This window comes from Pedobacter sp. CFBP9032, from assembly GCF_034045265.1.
GTDB lineage: Bacteria > Bacteroidota > Bacteroidia > Sphingobacteriales > Sphingobacteriaceae > Pedobacter.
Genome location: NZ_JAXCWE010000002.1, coordinates 527,904 through 548,700, shown reverse-complemented (window position 1 = coordinate 548,700; position 20,797 = coordinate 527,904). Strand labels below are relative to the sequence as shown.

Below are 20,797 nucleotides of genomic sequence, written 5' to 3'. Positions count from 1 at the left end.
GTCATGATTTGTTTCGTGGTTGATGCCCCGCTTTCTGCGCAAACATTACGCGTAGCTGTAGCCGCAAACGCACAAACATTAATTAAAAAACTTCAGGCAGATTTTAATAAGAAAACAGGAATTAAGATAGAAGCTATTGTTGGTGCCTCTGGAAAACTTACTACTCAGATTATGAATGGCGCGCCTTATGACGTATTTCTGTCTGCAGATACGGAGTTTCCCGACCAGTTATATGCAAAAGGATTTGGTTTGCAAAAACCTAAAATTTACGCCCTGGGCAGTTTAATTATCTGTGGAAACGCTAACGTGGATCTGAAGAACTGGCAAAATACATTACTGAATACGAAAGCAGGTAGGTTGGCTGTTGCCAATCCGAAAACTGCTCCTTATGGCAAAGCTGCTGAAGAGGCCTTGGCCTACTATAAACTAAAGGATAAAGTAACTTCAAAACTGGTATATGCTGAAAGCATTTCGCAGGTAAATACCTACATTCAAACTGGCGCCATTGGTTTGGGCTTTACGACGGAATCATTTTTGTATGAAAACGTAGATCAATCTAAATTAAAATGGGCAAGGATAGACGCTAAAAGTTATCAAAAAATTGAACAGGGTGCGATTTTATTAGCTTATGCGAAAAAAGGCATGTTAAAGGAAGCGACAAAATTTTACGAATATCTCTCATCATCCTCCGCCCGAAACATCATTCGCAAAAGTGGCTATCATTTACCTGTAGTAGAGAAAAGTTAAATGGATTTTGAACCGATTTTTTTAAGCCTTAAGCTTGCCCTGATTACTACAATTATACTTTTGGTGATCGGAATTCCGGTGGCTTACTGGCTTTCAGGAAAAAGTACCATGCCAAAAATACTGGTCGAAGCGTTGATTACGATGCCATTGGTATTGCCTCCATCGGTTTTAGGCTTTTACCTGCTTTTAGCTTTCAGTCCGAACAATGGCTTTGGTAAGTGGTTGCTTAATCACTTGAATCTTCAACTTGTTTTTTCTTTCGAGGGATTGATCCTGGCTTCTGTTATTTACAGTTTACCTTTTATGATCAGTCCGGTGAAATCGGCATTTGGTCACTTGCCAGGAAATCTGGCGCAGGCCGCCTACACTATGGGTAAAACGCGTTGGCAAACTTTTATTTATATTTTGTTGCCCAATATTAAAGCATCAGTTTATACTGCCGCAGTATTGACTTTTGCCCATACACTTGGAGAATTTGGCGTGGTGCTAATGATTGGGGGAAATATTCCTGGTGTAACAAAAGTTGCTTCTATTGCCATTTATGATTCGGTTGAAACCATGGATTATACCAGTGCCAATCATTATGCACTCATTCTATTTGCGATCACTTTTACGATAGTGCTTACCGTTTTTATTTTTAATAAAAAAGCTGTTAAAAATCCTTTTGAATGATAGAGATAGACATTTCAAAGCGCATCAAAACCTACAAAGGCTGGGAGGAATTAAAGGTAAATACCGTATTTGAAACCGGGAAAGTTACGCGAATTACCGGTCCTTCTGGTGTTGGAAAAACTACCTTACTGAAAGTTTTAGCAGGATTAGTAACGCCAGAGCAGGGCCTGATTAAATTTAATGGGGAAGTTTGGTTTGATTCTGCAAGCAGATTTTCAAAGCGGATTCAGGAACGGAATGTTGGTTTTGTTTTTCAGGATTATGCCCTGTTTCCGAACATGACTGTGGAAGAACATTTGAAATTTGGAACAAATAATCATCCCTATATCGATCAATTATTAGCGATTGGTGAAATGGAAAGTTTCAGGCAGCATTTGCCCAATCAGCTTTCTGGTGGACAACAGCAACGGCTGGCCATTTTGCGTGCTTTATCTACCAAACCTGCTTTATTGTTAATGGATGAGTCTTTTTCTGCACTTGATAAAAAGTTGAAAAGTTCATTGCTGGAGAAACTTCAAGCATTATTTTTAGCACAGGGTACAACAGTTTTGCTGGTTACACATCATGAAGCTGAACTGGAGGGAAGTTCTAAACTGTTTTGTATGGGGGAGTAGCGTGGCATCTGGTCTTATCTCTGTAGTTGTTCGCTCATCAACTATAATGCTTATATTGTGGAATAGAGCAACACAATCTAATAGCGTCATGTTATGTTGATGAAATAGGCTATTTGTTGTATGCTTATGCTCAGTCGAAAGGTATACAGAGTTCCAATCCTAAATAAGCCTAATGGATTATTGTCTCGATATAACCTATTGATGTATGATGGATTATAAAGAATAAGGATTTGTAAAAAACAAGATTCATGTTGAAGCAAATATAATGAAAGAACAAAATAATACCTTTGGATCATCTAATATTAAATCTTGCTTATAATGAAAAATATATTATTACTATCAGTGCTGGTACTATGCTTAATAACTATCGCCACTGCCCAAAGTCGTCAGGATACGCTTGAAGTTTATAAGAAGATATTAAAAACTGTCGATCTACCCAAATCAAAAATATCGGTCAAATCGCTAACTGATCGAAATCTTTTTAACAATATTCATCTGGCCAATCCGTCTTATAATACTTTGGATACGACAAGTACAAAATTCTGGCATAAAAAAGATTGGACTGACTTCCTTACTAAAATTGATACATCGAATCTTAAAAACTACGCGCTTAAAATAAATAATAAAAAGTGGTTTGGCACTACCAAAAAAGCTACTAAAAGCCGTATTATCGTAACCTTCTCTCCTATAATTTTCAACAATAGTAATGATAAGGCAATATGTATCCTGAATTATTTCAGTAACGGCTCAGGTGGTGCAATTATATCCGCTTTCTTTGAAAAATCAGATAATGTATGGGGCCTACATGAAACGCTATTGTTGACTTTGTTTGATTAATCTGCAAACTTGCCAAAATCGGTGTAGCGTTCTTGTCGATTTACTAACAAAGAGGGGTAGGGTTGGTGAAACCCGGACTTGAATTTCACTTCGGGAAAATTAAAAACTCGTTGTAATCATCAACTGCCAAACGTTCGTTTTAGCATAACCTTCATCATCTTTTTGCGACCAAAACAGGTAACCAAATTCGGTATCGATTTTTTTACTCCAGCGGTAACCTAATGATGCAAAGGAGCGGTTCTGATCAAACATCCTTCCGTTTACCTTATTTTTATTTTGAACGGTAAGGAAAAGTTCATTCTGAATACCGGTATAAACACCTTTGCTAAAATCAGCATTGGCGATGAGTGGAATCTGAGCTGCCAGGAACCCGCGGGCACGTTGTGAAAAATCTGTCTGATTTTCCTGGTTAATAAAACGTTGTTCTAACCGGAACCTTAAAGTCCACTCTGTGCGTTTGGTATTGAAATTGAAAAGGTATTGCTCATAAATCCGGTGCTCCGGATTAAAAACCTTTACCTCCATTTCGTTTTCTTCCCGTTTTCCAAGAAAAGCATAGCCTACTGCAACAGCATGTTTTTTATTGATGTTATAATTTAAGGCCGTGCGAAAAAGCAGGGCAGAAAAGTCATTCAGTTGATCAGAAGAACGGAGTTGGAAATCTGCTAAAACATCAAATTTTTCACTCACTTTTTGGGTATGAGAAATAAACAGCCACCCGGTGTTTTCGGTTTGGGCGGCTGTGTTTAAGGCAATAATACAGAAGAGTATTATGGGAAGTATTTTTCGGATAATCATTTTTGATGAGGGCAATTAGCTATCTTAAATTAAGTCGTTTAAATGGATCGGTAATTTATAAATACGTTTGCCCGTGGCATGGAATATCGCATTCGAAATGGCTGCCGGCATACCTACAAGACCGATCTCGCCAACACCTTTTACGCCAATCTCATTAATCAATTCATCAGGTTCATCAGCAAAGATAACGTCAAATTGCTTGATATCGGCATGAACAGGTAAGTGATACTCGCCTAAATTGCTGTTCATGTATTTTCCAAGATTAGGATCCATAATGGTTTCCTCATGCAAAGCCTTGCTGATACCCCAAACCATAGAGCCATAAATCTGGCTTTTTGCAGTTTTCGGATTGATGATTTTTCCTGCCGCCACTGCGGTTACCGATCTGGTTACAGTCACTACACCAAGATCTTTATCCACTTCTACTTCAACAAAAGATGCGCTATGGGTAGCCAGGCTGTAATCTTTAAGTTTTAATAAATGCGGTTTCCCCATATTAGTGGTTTTGATTGTTTTACCTTTATTAAAAGCAATCAACTCTTTAAAGGTTACCAAAACATTTGGGTCGCTATTTAGAAATATTGTTCCGTTTTTAAAAGTAACCTGATCATTCTCGGCTTTTTTGAAGGGTGAGTTGGTCATTTCCTTTGCTTTCTTTAAAAGCTTTTTTCGCAGCTCTTTTGCGGCAACTACAATGGCAACACCAGTTGAAGCGGTCATTGCAGAGCCACCCTGAAACATGGAGAAAGGTTTTTTACTGTCGCCATATTGAAAATCTACCTCGTCCATATTTAAGCCAAGTTCATCTGCAGCAATCTGCGTCATCACGGTGAAGGTTCCGGTGCCAATATCTGTAACCGCGTTATTCAGCACCATTTTTCCATCCGCATTAATCATGGCTTCCACGCGTGAGGGAAACTGAAACGCATCCCAGATTCCGGTTGCCATTCCATAACCCACCAGTTTGTTTCCGCGCACCATACTTCCAGGTTCGGGATTTCGTTTATCCCAGCCGAATTTTTCTGCCGCTTCCAAGTAACAAGCCCTTAAAGCCTTGCTGGTATAGGGTTTTTTGGCTGACGGATCCATTTCCGAATAATTTATTAATCGCAGTTCAAGCGGATCTATATTTAATTTATAAGCCAATTCATCCATGGTACACTCAATGGCGTGGAGCGATGTACTGCCACCCGGCGCACGCATATCCAATGGCGTATGCACATCCAACGGAACCAATTCTTGCTCGAATAAGGTATTTGGAGCCGGATAAAGCCGATGACTCCAGGATGCAATGGGTTCGAAATAATCCTCAAATGAAGAAGTTTCGCTGATTGCAGAATGATTTAAGCCAGTTAGTTTACCGTTAACATCTGCCGAAAAACGTAGTTTCTGAATTGTTGGCGGACGGTGTGCAAAAGAAAACATTTGTTTCCGTTCTAAAACCAGTTTAACATTACGTTTAAGGTGAAGCGCAGCCATTACGCACAAAAATAATTGGTACTGCGGGCGTAGGCCTGATCCAAAGCCTCCACCTACAAAAGGCGCCAGAACCCTTACATTTTTGTATTTAAGGCCGAAGATATTGGCCACATACAATTGATTATTAATAGTTCCCTGTGTTTTATCGTAAATGGTTAATTTCCCCTCGCCCTGGTATATGGTTGTAGTAGCAAAAAGTTCTAACGGATTATGGTGCTCAATGCCGTGGCTGTAAGTGGTTTCTACTTTTACGGCGGCACTTTCATAAGCCTTTTCAAAATCGCCGGTTGGTGGCGGCGGTGGTGGTTTTAGAGCAGTTGCAAAACCCTTCTTCGCTATCCTCGCCAATTCAAGGTTGTCCTTCAGGCATGTTTTAAATTCTTCTTCCTCATACTTGAAAGTAACCTGAGTAGCGGCAAATCTGGCCATTTCAAAGCTTTCTGCAACAACCAGCGCAATAGGCTGGCCATTGTATAGAATGTTTTCATCATAGAAAGGTTTGAAAACCGTTCCTGGCGGCGCATCCATATCAGCATACTGTAAATCAAACCAGGCAAGTTTTGTTCTGTTTTGATGAGATAGCACTTCAACAACGCCTGGTAGGGCAAGTGCCTTGCTTACATCGATACTTAAAATTTTCCCTTTAGTGATGGTGCTGTTTACCACATATGCATAAAGCAGGTTATTTGCTTCATATTCAGCGGCATATTTTGCAGTTCCCGTTACCTTTTGTTTGCCTTCCAAACGGCTAATCGGTTGCCCTACATTTTTGTTTGTATCCATTTTCATGTGTTTCGTAATATTATGCAGATGGAAGTGCACCTGGTAACTGACTTTCCGGGTTCAACGCCATTAAACCATTTCTAATAATTGCTTTTTTTGCGAGCTGAATTTTGAAATCATTTGATCCATACCCTTTTGCGCCTTTTAAAATAAAATCGGCAGCAGCTGCAAAATTTTCTGCATTTGCTTCTTTGCCTTTTAAAAATTCTTCTGCTTCTGTGTTACGCCATGGTTTATGGGATACACCGCCCAACGCAATTCGGGCTGACTCGATTGTATTTCCATTTAATTTAAATGCGGTAGCAACCGAAACCAATGCAAAGGCATAAGAGTGGCGATCGCGAAGTTTTAAGTAAGAATAGTTTGACGAAAAACCTTCTTCGGGTAAATCGATAGAGGTGATGATTTCTCCTTTTTCCAGCGTATTGTCTAAGTCCGGACGATCGCCTGGCAAACGGTGGAAATCTGCGAATGCTATACTTCGGTTGCCATTTGGTCCGCTAACATTCACCACAGCTTCTAAAGCGGCAAGGGCAATACACATATCCGAAGGGAAAACGGCAATGCATTCTTCGCTCGTTCCTAAAATGGCGTGAATTCTATTGTAACCATCTTTTGCAGGACAGCCAGATCCAGGTTCTCGTTTATTGCAAGGTACATCAGCATCGTAAAAATAATAACAGCGTGTACGCTGTAGCAGGTTGCCGCCATTGCTGGCCATGTTTCTGATTTGTGCAGAAGCGCCCGCCAGAATGGCTTTCGAAAGTAAGGGGTATCTTGCTGATATGACCGGGTGATAGGCCGTATCAGCATTTTTTACAGCTGCACCAAGACGAACCTTTTTATCCTGAAGGGTTACAATATCTGCATTTTCATTCAGGTGGTTAATATCAATTAGGCTGGATGGATGGGTGAGGTCATATTTCCAAAGGTCGATGATGTTGGTTCCTCCGGCTACAAAGGCCGCTTCTGGTTGATGATTAACCAATTCAAGCGCGTCTTTGGTACTGCTGGCCTGTTGGTATTTAAAATTATTCATGATTGCCTCCGTCTTTAACTTCCATAATCGCATCAATAATTCCAACGTTTGCACCACATCGACAAAGGTTGCCACTCATTAATTCCTGCACTTCTTCGCGTGTATGGGCGTGGCCTTCCTGAAGCATCCCCACAGCACTACAGATTTGACCAGGGGTACAATAACCACACTGAAAAGCATCATGATCTATAAAAGCTTGTTGAATCGGGTGAAGCCCTTCATCTCCGGCAATGCCCTCGATAGTGGTAATTTCCGAATCGTTTTTCATCACGGCAAGCGTCATGCAACTTAGGATTCTTTTGCCATCGCAAATTACAGTACATGCACCGCATTGCCCATGATCGCAACCTTTTTTTGTACCCGTAAGCTTCAGGTGTTCCCTTAAAGCATCAAGCAGTGAAACCCACGGAAGCAGATTCAGCTCATAACGCTGTTGATTAACGTTTAGTGTTGTTTTTGTCATTGTAGATATGTTTTGTAGTTCGGAAACCCGCATTCATACAACTACCTACATTCGGAAAAGGTTTTGTGGTAAATGAATTTGATAATATGGAAGCATCATCAGATTTAAGTTTCACCCTATTATTTGATCAGTTTTTCTCTGTATTGATTAATAAATGATGCCCACAGTAACTTAATATACAGGATGAAAGTTTTCATGTTTTCTCGGCTGATTTGACCTAATGAGAAAAAATGTTTATAATAATTATCACATTAATTCAGCTATATACAAAGCTTTTTATTCATGGTGTTAATCTGTACATTTGTATCTGTAACATAGATACCAGGATATTTATATTACAGCTACATTTCTTAATATCAACAGAATAATGTCCAACTTTTTAGATTATATAAATATTTCCAATTTCAAATCAATCAAAAACTTAAAAATTGAGGGTTGTAAGAGGATTAATTTATTTATCGGAAGGCCTAACGTTGGAAAATCTAATATACTAGAAGCTTTATCATTATTTTCCGCTCCATACCTAAAAGAAAATAAATTCAGAAATTTATCCAGCCTTGTTAGGATTGAACATGAAACTGAACTTTTTAGAAGTGGAAATTTTGAACAGCCGATTGAAGTAAAAACAAATTACGGACTAGCAAAGGTTATTTTTGACAGACACGAAGGAATAAAATTTTTTTTAGATACAAAAGATGGTACAGGTTCTTATCAGGTTGATGAAAAACTAAATATCAAGATACCAGCTTCGAATTACTTTGAATCAGCCATTAAGAAATATACTTTTTCAGGAAGAACTGAATTTGCCAATTCGCCATTGAGATACCTGTTACCACCTTTTGGTAATAATCTGCTCAGTGTAATTGAAAGGGATCTTGATTTGAAAGATCAAATTGTAAGAATGTTTAAGGAGTATAACCTGAACCTTGTGTTTGATAAAGCAAGTCAAAGCCTTAAGGTGATGCAACCTTCTAAGATAAACGATGAGATATTCCTGATCCCATATAACTCAATTGCTGATACCTTGCAGCGCATTATCTTCTATAAATCAGCTATCACTTCTAATACCAATAGCATTTTGTTATTTGAGGAGCCAGAGGCTCATTCTTTCCCTCCGTACATGACTCATTTAACACAGGAAATGATTTACAGGAAAGATAATCAATATTTTGTAGCAACACACAGTCCCTTTATTCTTAATGACCTGCTTGAAAATGGAAGGGATGACCTTTCTGTTTTTATGGTTCACTATGAAGATAATGAAACAAATGTAAGACGATTAAGTGAGGAAGAGCTTTATGAAGTATTTCAAAACGGCATAGATTTATTTACAAATAGTGAAAGCTTTATATAGATGGATCAATCTGTTATACCTGAATGCTTTGTTGATACAAACTTAATAGAAACCTTAGTTCCGCCTCAAAAACAATACAATCATCAAAAAGGATGTGGAACGGTTACCAAGGTAATGCGAGAACGGTTTACTGATCGGTTTGCACTTGGTATTATCGATAAAGACAAAAAGGAAGTTGACTATTTAAAAGAATTTGAGATAATTTGTTCTAAAGGATCATTAATTTTACATAAGCACCAAAAACGACATCATTATATAATACAGATCTATCCGGCTATGGAAAGATTTATCATGAATACTGCTGATACTCTCGGGATTTCATTAAAAGATTTTGACCTTCCAATTGATCTTAACCTTTTGAAAAAGGAGTCTAAAACTATCAACAGTAAAAACGACAAACGTTTTAATAACCTTTTTAAATTCTTCAAAAAAAATAGTGCAGAGGAGATACAAAGACTAACTGCATGGATAACTTATTTAAAAGAAAAGAATTATGATGTTGTTATCAAAGAAATTCAATTGCTTTAAATAAGCGAAAGCACCTTCCTGTTTTAATTATTTATAATTTGCTGGTTACTGTATTTTATCAATAATTAAATACGCTTAAGTCCTGATAATTTCCTACATAATTTTCACCTCTGCATCTTTAAGTTTTTTAACCAGTTGCTGCAAAAATTGACTTTTAAATTCTGCTTCCACATAAATATTATTAATCCATAATAACACTTTAATCTCCAGACTATCAGCCGTAATGTTGTTCAACAATACTTCAGGAGGTAGTCTTTTAACGGTATTATCTGCCTCATTTAACATGTCTGTAATGAGTTTGCCAATGGCCTCGAAATCGCTATCGGAACTTACTTTAAATATTAATTCGGTTTTGATAAAATCATTGTTAAGCGTCCAGTTTACCAGCCTGCCGGATAATAAATCGCCATTTGGAATAATTACTTCCGATCCCTGCGGCGTAAGGAGTTTACTCGAGCGGATACCAATATCACGCACTTTTCCCTTTTTATCAGCAAGTTCTACGTAGTCTCCGATGCGAAATGGCTTTTCGAAGATCAGGATGATTCCGGAAACGAAATTGTTCACAATGTTCTGCATCCCTAAACCAATCCCTACACCAAATGCACCCAATACAACCGTTAATTTATCCATCGGTAGCCCGGAAGCCATTACTGCAAGCAATACACCGGCAACAATAATAACAAGACGTACCAAAGCTACTTTCGATCCCTTATGACCGCTACCTTCGTTAAAGGTAATGCGCTCTTCGCCAAAAAGTAAAGGAACGTGTTTCTGCAATTTATTGGCGATGTAAACGATGGTTACAAAAAATAAAATGTTCCCAAAGCTAAAATGAATGCTGCCAAAAACCCTTGGTTTAGCCAATACATCGCTTACCCATGTCCATAAGCCGCCGATTAGACTTAAATTGATTAGCAATACCATTACCCATAATAAAACACAGATTATAGAAAGCCCCTTTTTAAATTTCTCTTTGGTTTTATTGTGATTAATTCTGGAAAAAAGACCTTTGTTACACGAACTGATTTTCATTTGCAGATCGAGTGCATCGAGCATAATCTGCATAAACACACTTAAACCAATTAATTGGATGAGGCCGATTACGCCAGTAACACTGGTTACTTTAGCCATATCCACTCTTCCAAATACGTTAAATAATATGCCAAGCCCATTCATTAAGATAAGTACAATGAGCACTGCTTTAACATATCTTTTAGAAAACTCTTTAAATATGATTTGGTTAAAAAGTTTTATCCCGATCCAGATAAAGAAAACGTTGATCCCGATTAACACCACTCGGAGTGGAATGGTATCATCTACGCCTGCATTACCAATAATAAGCACTGCGTAGAGGGCAATGAGCAGCATCCAGAACTGAAGTTGCTTCTTCTCCAAAATGTTCCAGAGGTGAACCGTCATCACGATCAATAATAAAAACTGAATTAATTCTACATATAGGGAAGGGGCATCTGGTTCGAACAGTGGCGTGATATTAAGCAGTACAATCAGTGTAGAAAAAATAGGGAGCGGCTTGAGGTATTCGAATTTAATTTCGCCCAGCTGGCGCCTCACTGCAGCACGTTTAGCACTCTTGAAATTCCGGCGAACCCAAAAAAAGAAGGCAATAGACAGTATGATGGCCAGGAAACGATTATCCCAGGTGGAATGAATAAAGTATTTCAAAATTTGCTGCTGCCCCTGGTAGGAAGCAGAAATCAGATTTCCGGTGGTTTTACTTGCCGGGTTTCTAAGTGGGGCTTCCCAAAGGTAAGAATCGCGTTTTTTTAGTGCCAATTTACCCGATAGTTCCAGGCGTTCTGCGGTTTGTGCCCTTAAATCATTAACGACTACATTTAGCGAAGAAGCACTGGCTAAGAGTACATTTATCTGCTCCAGATTTTCGCCTGTTAATTTGCCGGCATCCTGCAAACGGGTTTTTAATTCACCGATCTGTGGCTGGTATAATTTATTTCCCTGCTGCGCCTTTACATCATCTTTAAGCAGGGTATCATTGCTTACCGATATTACCTGATCAGACATTTTTTGAAGTGCGTTGCTGTGTTGTACCAAAATTGCCGTAATGCTCTTCAACTTAGTATCTGCATCCCTCAGGATCAGATCAAAGCTTAATAGATTTTTGGTATCCAGTTCATCCTTTGCTTTAAAAGTTCTTTCTAACGGATTTACATTTTCTTTTACCGCATCAATCTGCCTTTTGATTCCTTCAATATCATAACCCTTTTTATTGGCTGCATTAATCTCTGTGATGGCAGATTGCGCAGTCTGGATTCTGAACAGTAAGGTATCTGGAATGGTTTTAGCCGAATCAACCTTTTTAGTTGTTGTATCCTGAGCTAAGGATGGTAAACCTGTAAACACAAGCGAAGAGAACATCAGACTAAAGAAAAGATATATTTTTCTCACAGCAAATTTCATATTTAGGATCAATTTATTTCAAAAAGCTGGCTTAAACGGCCGGCTTGGTACTATAACCTGGTTTTATTTACTTTGCGTTTGTTGCAGCGAACTGTTCTCCTGCTCCATTTCAACCTCTTTTATTGCGACGGCATAGTGATTGGGATAAATTTCTGAGCCGTAGGCCAGGGCGTAAGATTTTGTAAATTCGGCACCGAAATAAAGAATGATGGACGAATAATACGTCCAAAGCAATAAAATAACCAAAGAACCAGCTGCACCATAAGTTCCCCCGGCATTTGTTTTAGAGATGTAAAATGAAATGCCAAATTTCCCTAGCATAAAAAGGATTCCGGTTACTGCTGCGCCGGCCACAACATCCCGCCATTTAATATCAGCATCTGGCAAAACTTTAAAAATTACACCGAAAATGGTGGTGATTACCCCAAAAGTTATAGCGAGGTTAAGGATGTAAAAAACCACAATAGATATGCCTTCAAATCTGGCTTGCAGGCGTTCACTAAAACCATCGAGTACAGCCGTAACGGCAAGTGAAACCACCAATAAAAAGCCCAGACTAACGATTACAGAGAAGGATAAAAATCTATTCTGCAATAACTTAAGCCAACCACGTTTAGGCTTGGGTTTGATACCCCAAATTGTATTAATGGAATCCTGGATATCTGCAAAAATACTCGTTGCACCAACCAGCAGCGTAACGATTCCGATTATAAAAGCAATGGTTCCTTTATCGCCTATGGCTGCACTGGCAATTAAGCTTTGAAGCTGAAGCGCGGTTTCACTTCCCAGAAAGCCCTTAAGCTGATCGAAAATTTTTCCCTGCGCCGCTTCTTTTTCGTAAAAGATGCTACAAAGAGAAATAATTACCACCAGTAAGGGGCCCATCGAAAAAACGGTGTAGTAAGCCAAGGATCCACTAAGCTTAGTAATTTTATGATCATTAAATCCAACAAATGCAGATTTAAGAACAGCAAAAATTCCTTTGAAGCTTAATTTTGTTTTTTCCTGTACTTTCTGCTCTGGTTTCTTTACCGGCGCTGATTTCAACGGTTCTGCTGCTTGAGAAACAACTTGCTTTTTAGGTTGATCTATGGGTGCCTTCAGGATAGTGGTGGTATTAACAGGCTTTTTTTTCAATGCTTTCTTAACGGTCAGGCTGGCTGCTGTTGATAAAATCGTTCGCGTTATAAATCCGCTCTTACGCAGGATGGTCGCATTTAAGATTTTCGAAGTCATCCGGGGCAAAAATTTCTGCCGTACATCATTTACTGCTTCCAGATCGCTTTGCCAGGAGGGCCTGGTAAAACTATCTTTAATTGGTTTGAGGTCTAAAGATTTTATTTTTTTAGCTGAAATTTGCAGGCGTTCGTTGCTCTGCTCAATCTGTTTTTTTATATCCTCACGTCGCTCGCCGAAAGCCACAATATCGTTAATGTCCCTGTTCTTTTTGGTCTCCATTATGCGTTGTCGATAAGAATTTTCGGATGGTAAAATTAATCAGCCCTGGCTCTATGAAGCTCGATTTTGTCATGTTTACAAGAACCGCGACCAGTATGTAAAATAAAGTAACACTACCGAAGCCGAGTGCAAAACTGTTAAACAGATCTGAAAAAAAGAAACCAAGCGTAACGGTTCCGAAGAGGAAAGCCAGCGCGGCACAAATAACAGTAAAGGTATTGGTAATCAGGTTTGCACTAAGTTTAGCAACATGATGCACCGCATCTAGTTTCAATACTTCAAGTCTTAGCGTTGCATTTTTCTTTACCTCCTCAAATATGATTTCAGCTTCTCGTATTTTGTCTTCAAACATAGGCTATTCATTTGGTATGCAGTGGTTTATATTTAGCGTTGCTACATTAAATTTTATACAGATGCAACAAAATGATTTGAGTTACTGCTCTTATAGCAACCGCTGGCATCTTTACATTGTTTTATTTTTATCGAATTAATGCGCATTGCGGATCCATTAATTTAAAAATGAAGAAGTTAAGCGGAACTTATTTTTTTAAAAAAAGACTACTAGATATATAGACTTAATGTATATTTGACACTAACTAATCATTGAAGAAAAAAATCATTAATTGATCAGCTATCAAAATCTTTACAGACGAACTGCCGATACAAGCGGCAACACTTAGAAAGGAGGATAAGAAGAGATAATAATTTACTAAATATAAAAAAAGGGAAAATGCATTACTGCATTCTCCCAGATTAAAACTATTAACCGGAGTTCAATTGGCGTTGCATCCGGTCAAGCTATTCAATAATCATGTTAAATTTATGAAATCTGTTGGGTAATCGCTAATCGTAGCTGATCCTTTTGCAATTTCATGATTAACACAAACCTAATTAATTATGAAAATAAGCGGAAAGTCCTGGAAGGACTCTCATAGCTCACTTTTGCCTAAAACTTTTTTGCTCACCGGATTCACAGGGATTTTTTTATTATCCAATGTCTTCCAAACATCTGCGAAGGGAATTGGCGAAAAATCAAAAATGAACCACATTTTCTTTTCAAACGGTATAACCAGTTTACATCGCGATTTTTTTAATCGTGAAGCAAATGCAGAATTGACTGCAGGAGTTAACGTATCAAAAGCGACGACGATCAGGGGAAAGGTTACTGATGAAAAAAATCAGCCGCTTCCGGGGGTTAGTATCAGGGTTAAAGGCAGTAAACAAGCAGTTTCTACAAATAATGAAGGTGAATTTCAGCTCATCACAGCGGAAGAACAACCCACTCTGGTCTTCACTTTTATTGGTTATAAAACACAAGAAGTTCTATTTAATGGGCAGCCATTGGCCATTAAACTCGATCCGGATCAAAGTAAACTAGACGAGGTTATTGTTGTTGGCTATGGTACTCAAAAAAGAAGTGATGTTTTGGGTGCCGTGGCTACTTTTAACACTAAAGGAATCGAAGAAAAACCAATCGCGAGAATTGAGCAGGCTTTAATCGGACAAATGGCCGGTGTGCAGGTACGGCAACAAAGTGGCTTGCCTGGTGCAGGTTTAAGTATTCAGGTACGCGGTGCGGGATCAATCACCGCAGGGAATGAACCACTTTATGTGTTAGATGGCTTTCCACTAGACGTAGCCAGTCAAAATGCTGCAGGTGGAATTTCAAATAGCCCGCTGGATAATTTAAATCCTAACGACATTGAGAGTGTGCAGGTGTTAAAAGATGCAGCCGCGGGAGCAATTTATGGATCTCGTGCAGCGAATGGTGTCGTGATTATTACCACCAAAAAAGGCCTGGCCGGCAAAGCAAGGATTAGTGTGAATGCCAATGCGGGCATAAGTTCGGTAGCTAGAAAAGTAGATATATTAAGTGCCGAAGAATGGGTTGCTCAAGCAACTGAACTGGCGAACAATGCCTGGGTAGCTTCTGGTCCTGGCCGCACCACCGTACAAACTAATGCGGAAAGGGCCACAATTCTCGGTTTACCAGACGGAACCATCAATACTAGTTTGATGACAGATCCAAGGTGGGCTCAACCCGGTCATCCAGGATTGGATTACGTAGATTGGCAGGATGCCGTTTTTAGAAATGCTCCTTACCAGAATTATGAAGTTTCAGCCAGCGGCGGATCAGAAAATGTAAATTATTTTATCTCTGCCAATTACCTGGATCAAAATGGAACGCTCATTAATTCTAATTTTAAAAATTATGGGTTAAGAGCAAACATCGAGGCAAACGCCAGTAAGAAGTTGAAATTTGGTCTCAACCTAGCACCCTCATATTCCATCAATAACGCACCGCCGGTGGAAGGGAAAGATAATCAGTTGATGACTGCTCTTACTATGGTTCCCGTGGTGGAAAGTGCTGCCGGCTTAAATACCGGTGCATATGGTAATAGCGTTTATACCTGGTCTAGTCCCAGGTCTATCAGTCCTTACGCCTATATTGAAACAGCGATAAATAAGATCAAAACCTCCCGGTTACTGGCTTCTGTTTATGGAGATTATCAAATTATAAAAGGACTTTCCTTAAGGTCTACCGTAAACTATGATAATATAGATCGCAATACTTCGCAATATACATCAGATCAGGTTTTGGTTGGCGTGGCTTCATCATTACTGACCAATCCCGGGCTATATTCAACAGGTGCCTATATTGTGAATAAAAAACAGAACTTTCTGAACGAAAATACCTTAAACTATAGTACCACCATTGCGGGCGTTCATAAAATATCTGCCATCGCAGGTGTATCATATAACATTGTACATTCGGAAGGAGTGAGGCTGGCCACTGCCGGAGGGTTTGCTAATAACATTATTAAGACCTTAAGTAATGCCATTGCGAATGCGGCAGGCGTGACCACCACCGGTACATCTACAGCTTCGAATAATACCTTATTCTCTTATTACAGTCGTTTACAATATGCTTTTAAAGATAAATATCTATTTTCCGGAACCATCAGGCGTGATGCTTCTTCGAAATTCGGCGCGGAAAACCGCTGGGGAACATTCCCTTCTTTATCTGCCGGATGGAAGATTTCGGAAGAGTCTTTCCTGAAAGATGTTAAAGCCATCAGCGATCTAAAATTACGACTGAGTTGGGGTAAATCTGGCAATAACAACATTGGGGATTACAACGCCATTAGCACGTTAATAAATTCGAACTACGTTTTTGGTGGAAACACCCCAACTACGGCAACCGGACAAGTTGTTTCTGGTCTGGCCAATAAGGCATTAAAGTGGGAAACATCTGATACTTATGATATTGGTTTGGATCTTAGCTTATTTGGAAACCGTATTAATTTTACCTTCGATGCTTATCATAAAAAGAACACCGATCTTTTACTGAATTTACCGGTATTATCTGCGAGCGGATTTAGCAGCAGCCTTCAGAATATTGGTGCCGTGGTAAACAGAGGACTAGAATTTGGTTTAAGCGCTACCAATATCAGAACCACCGATTTTTCATGGACGATGAATGCCAACATTGCCTTCAACAGCAATAAGGTTACAGATCTTGGGCCGAGCCATGCCGATATCGAGGTGGCATCTGCATACAGCGGAAGCAATGCTCCTTATTTGTTAAGAGAAGGTTTGCCTGCATTTAGCTATTATATTACCAAAACCGATGGCATTTTAACGGCTGCAGATATTGCCAATCCTGCGGTAGCGAAGGTTTCCGGGCAACGCGAGGGCGATGCAAAATACCTGGATGCCAATGGCGATGGAAGAATTAGTGCGGCCGATCGTGTTGTAGCCGGGCAAGCCAATCCTAAATATACCTGGGGCTGGACCAATACCTTTAAATACAAAGATTTCGACCTGGGTATTCAGCTTTATGGTCAACATGGAGGTTCGATTTTATCTTACCTGGGCCGTGCAATAGACTTCTCCGGAAGTACTACAGCCAATGTGCTTGGGATATGGAGAGATCGTTGGTCGCCTGCAAATCCAGATCCAAATGCACCGAGAGGCAGGTTAGCAGCTAATTACACCTATCCAAATGTTACTTCAGATTGGGTTTATTCGAGCGATTTCTTCCGCGTGCAAAATATCACATTGGGCTATAACCTGAAACACATTTTTAAAACCCGTGCCATATCTTCTGCCAGAATATTTGTGGCCTTAGAAAATTATTTCTCGCATGATGAATACAAAGGCGGTGCCAATCCTGAGGCGCAAAATACGAATGTGAGCGGGAACAGCAGTTATGCCGTATCTGGCGATTATGGCTCGATGCCACTTAGTAAAACAGCATCCATCGGTTTAAACATTGGTTTTTAGTATAAATTAAAATGAAAACAAAAATATATTTAGTACTCTTTTCCTTCTTGTTGATTTTAGTAAGTTGCGAAAAACAGTTGGATCAAACGCCAGAATCGAGTTTGGCTACAGATGACTTTTTCACCAACAACAATGATTTTTTACAAGCCGTAAACGGCGTTTATTCACAATTAAATAACTATCCAAGTCAGGCGCTATGGCTGAGCGAAATGCGAAGCGATAACCTTAATGCCACCTCTGATGGCAACCGCGATTGGGACGGAATCAATAATCTTACGCCTAATATTACCACCACCGGGTTTATTACCACTGCCTGGCGGGCAAACTTTAACGGCATCTACAATGCAAATACTGTGCTCGAAGCCTTGCAAACTAAAGCAAGTGTTTTATCCCCTGCCAATGCTATCCGCTATGCAGCTGAGGTACGTTTTTTAAGGGCATTTTACTATTTTTCTTTGGTAAGAACCTTTGGGCAGGTACCGTTAATTTCAACTGTAAAAAGTGCTGCTGAAGTGGCTTCGATTCCACGCAGTCCGGTGGCAGATGTTTATGCTTTAATCGAATCGGATCTTCAGTTTGCCGCGACCAATTTGCCGACAACATTTACGGGTATTGATCTCGGCAGACCTACCGCTTCTGCAGCGCGTGGTTTACTGGGTTTGGTTTATTTAACTAAATCTGGTCCTACCTATGGCATTAATGGCCCCGGCTTAAACAGCAATGAATATGACAAAGCCGCCGCACTTTTCGATCAGGTCATTAGCGGAAGCCCATTCAGTTTCGGTGCCAACTACCCGAATATATTTTCTTACACCAATGAAAATAATAGTGAGGTGGTTTTTGATATTCAATTTGCTTCGAGCTTAAACGGTGCGGGGTTCCCTTCTCATTTGGCTCCTGTAGCTTATTGGACGAGCAGTGGCATTTCTAACAGCTTTGGGAATGGTTATGGAGCGAGTACCTTTCCGGTTTCCAAAAGCCTGGTTAACTCATATACCACTAATACGGTAAGCGGAACAGATCTTCGCTATCCTTTTAATGTAGCTACAACATATGCTCCCGGTCCGTTTATTAAAAAATATATTGATGTACCTAAAAGAGGTTTATCCGGGCGCGACTGGTCGATTAATTTTATAGTTTTGCGTTATACCGATATTTTGATGATGAAGGCAGAATGCATTCTTCGCGGAGCGCCCGGTGCGCAGGCTGATGTAGATGCGATTGTAAACCGGGTACGTGCAAGAGCAGGAGTAGGCGCATTAACGAATGTAAACCTTGCTACACTGATGCAGGAACGACAAAGGGAGTTTCTAGGCGAAGGACTTCGCTGGAATGATTTGGTAAGATCGGGTTTGGCCATTACGCAAATGAATGCCTGGCGAACGGCTGATGCCATTACGAAGATCAATGAAATGGTACCCAATTATATTATTTACCCGGTGCCAGCTGCAGAAATTCAAACTGCACCAGGTTTGTACACTCAAAATCCCGGTTATAATTAATACAGATGTTAAATGACTTTTAATTAAATACATGAGTTGTAAAAATATATTAATAGCAGGCGTTTTACTTTTTTGGAGTGGATTCAGTGTTGCGCAATCAACATCCAAACAAAAACCAAATATTGTTTTTATCCTGGCGGATGATTTGGGCTATGGTGATGTTGGCGTTTACGGACAAAAGAAAATCCTGACGCCAAATATCGATCAGCTGGCGAAAGAGGGAACCCGGTTCACTGATTTTTATGCTGGTGCACCAGTTTGTTCTCCATCGAGGGGATCGATACTAACGGGGTTAAATACTGGTCATGCCACGATCAGAGGTAATGCGACTGATCAGGGTGGAATTGCAGGTAAAAAAGGTAAAAATGTTGTTTATCGTGCTAACCTCACCAAAGATGATTATACCATTGGCAACCTGATGCAGGATGCAGGCTACCGAACATCATTGGTAGGAAAGTGGCACGTTGATGGTTATGATTCGTTGGCTACACCTTTGCAGCGGGGTTTTGATCAGTTTTCGGGCTGGCTGATTAATGTTCCATCTACCTACGCAAGTACGTATTGGCCTGATCATCGAATAATAAATGGTAAACTGGTGCCGGTAATGTCGAATGCAAATGGTCAAAAAGGTTATTATGAGGCAAATATGTGTACCAATGAGGCACTGGCATATTTGAAAACACAGGAAAAAGGCGACAAACCTTTCTTTCTGATGCTGAATTATAACAATCCACATTCTCCGCTGGAAGTGCCAGACCTGGCGATATACAAAAATAAAGACTGGCCGGAGGATATGAAAATCTATGCGGCCATGGTGCATTATCTGGATCAATCGGTAGGGAGATTGAAAGATTATCTGGTGAAAAGTGGTTTATCGAAGAATACGATTGTATTTTTCTCTTCTGATAACGGACCAAGATCTGAACCTACTACGAGATTAAAAGCAGTTTCTGAATTTTTTGGTTCTAATGGAAAATTGAAAGGTTACAAAAGAGATCTTTATGAAGGTGGCATCAGAATTCCATTTATTGCCTGGGCACCGTTTATTAAAAATGTACCTAAAACGAGTGCCGTTCCTGGCTATTTTCCTGATATTATGCCAACTTTCGCTGCGCTGGCTGGTAAAAATTCTGGTTACCATACCGATGGCATCAGCATTTTGCCTGCCATTAAAGGTGAAAAGGCTAAATCTGATCGTTTCTTGTATTGGGAATTCTTCGAGTTAGGTTTTGAACAGGCCGTTCGCTACGGTAAATGGAAAGGGGTAAAGCGTAAAGGCAAACTTGAACTTTATGATTTAAGTAAAGATATTGGCGAAACAAGTAATTTAGCCGCAAATTATCCCGATGTTACTAAAAAAATTGAGGGTTACCTTTCAACCGCCAGAACTGAATCTCCTTACTGGACAGTAAATAAAGAGTTTTGATTTACGAAGTTTAATTGGCTTGTGTGGAAGGGGAAATTCGTCAGTTTAATCGTGAATTTAGATGCTTGTTAAAACTTGCGAAGTCTTTCCGTGCTCATGGCCTTTGAGACTTCGCAAGTTGAAAAAATTTAGGCATTATGATCTGTTATCGCTTGACCCAAATTTATTACTAATTGTGTATCTAAGTCATCAAGCGTTTTCCAGTCAGTACCATTTTCTCCTGGCTCGGCATAAATTACGCCAATTTTTTCTTCACCTTTTAAAATTCTGTAAGTTCCATTATCCTGTGGTGCTACTGAATAAGTAGAACCATTCACGTTTATTTCAAAGTTTTCCATGTATGTTATTTTTTTATTTAAAACTAATTTTTC

Annotated in this window: 17 protein-coding genes; 9 read left to right on the top strand and 8 right to left on the bottom strand. The window is 39.6% G+C overall.

Annotation, left to right across the window (positions count from 1 at the left end; genetic code table 11):
- Positions 1–3: 3 nt before the first annotated feature.
- From modA to SOM16_RS06140, 4 genes are all read left to right on the top strand, one after another.
- Positions 4–747, top strand: a complete 744-nt coding sequence (gene modA / locus SOM16_RS06155; RefSeq protein ID WP_320463112.1) for a molybdate ABC transporter substrate-binding protein — start codon at positions 4–6, stop codon at positions 745–747.
- Positions 748–1,419 (top strand): molybdate ABC transporter permease subunit, encoded by a 672-nt coding sequence (gene modB / locus SOM16_RS06150; protein WP_320463111.1) that lies wholly within the window; start codon positions 748–750, stop codon positions 1,417–1,419.
- Positions 1,416–2,033: an ATP-binding cassette domain-containing protein gene (locus tag SOM16_RS06145; protein WP_320463110.1), complete on the top strand. Its 618-nt coding sequence runs from the start codon at positions 1,416–1,418 to the stop codon at positions 2,031–2,033. Before modB ends, SOM16_RS06145 begins: the two co-directional genes overlap by 4 nt.
- Positions 2,034–2,351: 318 nt before the next feature.
- Positions 2,352–2,870 carry a hypothetical protein gene (locus tag SOM16_RS06140; protein WP_320463109.1) on the top strand — a complete coding sequence of 173 codons (519 nt, stop codon included), beginning with the start codon at positions 2,352–2,354 and terminating at the stop codon, positions 2,868–2,870.
- 99 nt (positions 2,871–2,969) lie between these two features.
- Here SOM16_RS06140 and SOM16_RS06135 read toward each other — a convergent pair whose 3' ends face one another.
- From SOM16_RS06135 to SOM16_RS06120, 4 genes are read right to left on the bottom strand one after another with little or no spacing between them, the layout of a single operon-like run.
- A complete protein-coding gene (locus SOM16_RS06135; RefSeq protein WP_320463108.1) occupies positions 2,970–3,668 on the bottom strand; it encodes a DUF2490 domain-containing protein in 699 nt (232 codons plus the stop codon).
- A 24-nt stretch (positions 3,669–3,692) separates the two neighbouring features.
- Positions 3,693–5,930, bottom strand: a complete 2,238-nt coding sequence (locus tag SOM16_RS06130; protein ID WP_320463107.1) for a xanthine dehydrogenase family protein molybdopterin-binding subunit — start codon at positions 5,928–5,930, stop codon at positions 3,693–3,695.
- A gap of 19 nt (positions 5,931–5,949) precedes the next feature.
- Positions 5,950–6,969, bottom strand: coding sequence for a xanthine dehydrogenase family protein subunit M (locus SOM16_RS06125; protein WP_320463106.1), 1,020 nt, complete (start codon positions 6,967–6,969; stop codon positions 5,950–5,952).
- On the bottom strand, positions 6,962–7,432 hold the full coding sequence (locus SOM16_RS06120) for a (2Fe-2S)-binding protein (RefSeq protein WP_320463105.1): 471 nt from the start codon (positions 7,430–7,432) through the stop codon (positions 6,962–6,964). The genes SOM16_RS06125 and SOM16_RS06120 overlap by 8 nt, the downstream gene beginning before the upstream one ends.
- Positions 7,433–7,799: 367 nt before the next feature.
- On the opposite strand from SOM16_RS06120, the gene SOM16_RS06115 reads away from it, so the two are divergent.
- A complete protein-coding gene (locus SOM16_RS06115) occupies positions 7,800–8,786 on the top strand; it encodes an AAA family ATPase (protein ID WP_320463104.1) in 987 nt (328 codons plus the stop codon).
- Positions 8,787–9,314 carry a hypothetical protein gene (locus tag SOM16_RS06110; protein WP_320463103.1) on the top strand — a complete coding sequence of 176 codons (528 nt, stop codon included), beginning with the start codon at positions 8,787–8,789 and terminating at the stop codon, positions 9,312–9,314. It abuts the gene before it with no gap.
- 93 nt (positions 9,315–9,407) lie between these two features.
- Here the strand turns inward: SOM16_RS06110 and SOM16_RS06105 are convergent, their stop codons facing one another.
- The 3 genes from SOM16_RS06105 to SOM16_RS06095 all read right to left on the bottom strand — a co-directional run bounded on the left by SOM16_RS06105 (position 9,408) and on the right by SOM16_RS06095 (position 13,563).
- On the bottom strand, positions 9,408–11,741 hold the full coding sequence (locus tag SOM16_RS06105) for a mechanosensitive ion channel family protein (RefSeq protein WP_320463102.1): 2,334 nt from the start codon (positions 11,739–11,741) through the stop codon (positions 9,408–9,410).
- A 75-nt stretch (positions 11,742–11,816) separates the two neighbouring features.
- Complete coding sequence (locus tag SOM16_RS06100) at positions 11,817–13,211, bottom strand: YihY/virulence factor BrkB family protein (RefSeq protein WP_320463101.1); 1,395 nt, start codon at positions 13,209–13,211, stop codon at positions 11,817–11,819.
- Positions 13,183–13,563, bottom strand: coding sequence for a hypothetical protein (locus SOM16_RS06095; RefSeq protein WP_320463100.1), 381 nt, complete (start codon positions 13,561–13,563; stop codon positions 13,183–13,185). The genes SOM16_RS06100 and SOM16_RS06095 overlap by 29 nt, the downstream gene beginning before the upstream one ends.
- Positions 13,564–14,108: 545 nt before the next feature.
- Here SOM16_RS06095 and SOM16_RS06090 point away from each other — a divergent pair.
- The 3 genes from SOM16_RS06090 to SOM16_RS06080 are packed head-to-tail and all read left to right on the top strand — an operon-like array spanning position 14,109 to position 20,426.
- Positions 14,109–17,498 carry a TonB-dependent receptor gene (locus SOM16_RS06090; RefSeq protein WP_320463099.1) on the top strand — a complete coding sequence of 1,130 codons (3,390 nt, stop codon included), beginning with the start codon at positions 14,109–14,111 and terminating at the stop codon, positions 17,496–17,498.
- A gap of 11 nt (positions 17,499–17,509) precedes the next feature.
- Positions 17,510–19,000 (top strand): RagB/SusD family nutrient uptake outer membrane protein, encoded by a 1,491-nt coding sequence (locus tag SOM16_RS06085; RefSeq protein WP_320463098.1) that lies wholly within the window; start codon positions 17,510–17,512, stop codon positions 18,998–19,000.
- Positions 19,001–19,031: 31 nt separating this feature from the next.
- Positions 19,032–20,426 (top strand): arylsulfatase, encoded by a 1,395-nt coding sequence (locus SOM16_RS06080; protein ID WP_320463097.1) that lies wholly within the window; start codon positions 19,032–19,034, stop codon positions 20,424–20,426.
- 128 nt (positions 20,427–20,554) lie between these two features.
- Here the strand turns inward: SOM16_RS06080 and SOM16_RS06075 are convergent, their stop codons facing one another.
- Positions 20,555–20,764, bottom strand: a complete 210-nt coding sequence (locus SOM16_RS06075) for a hypothetical protein (protein ID WP_320463096.1) — start codon at positions 20,762–20,764, stop codon at positions 20,555–20,557.
- Positions 20,765–20,797: the final 33 nt, after the last annotated feature.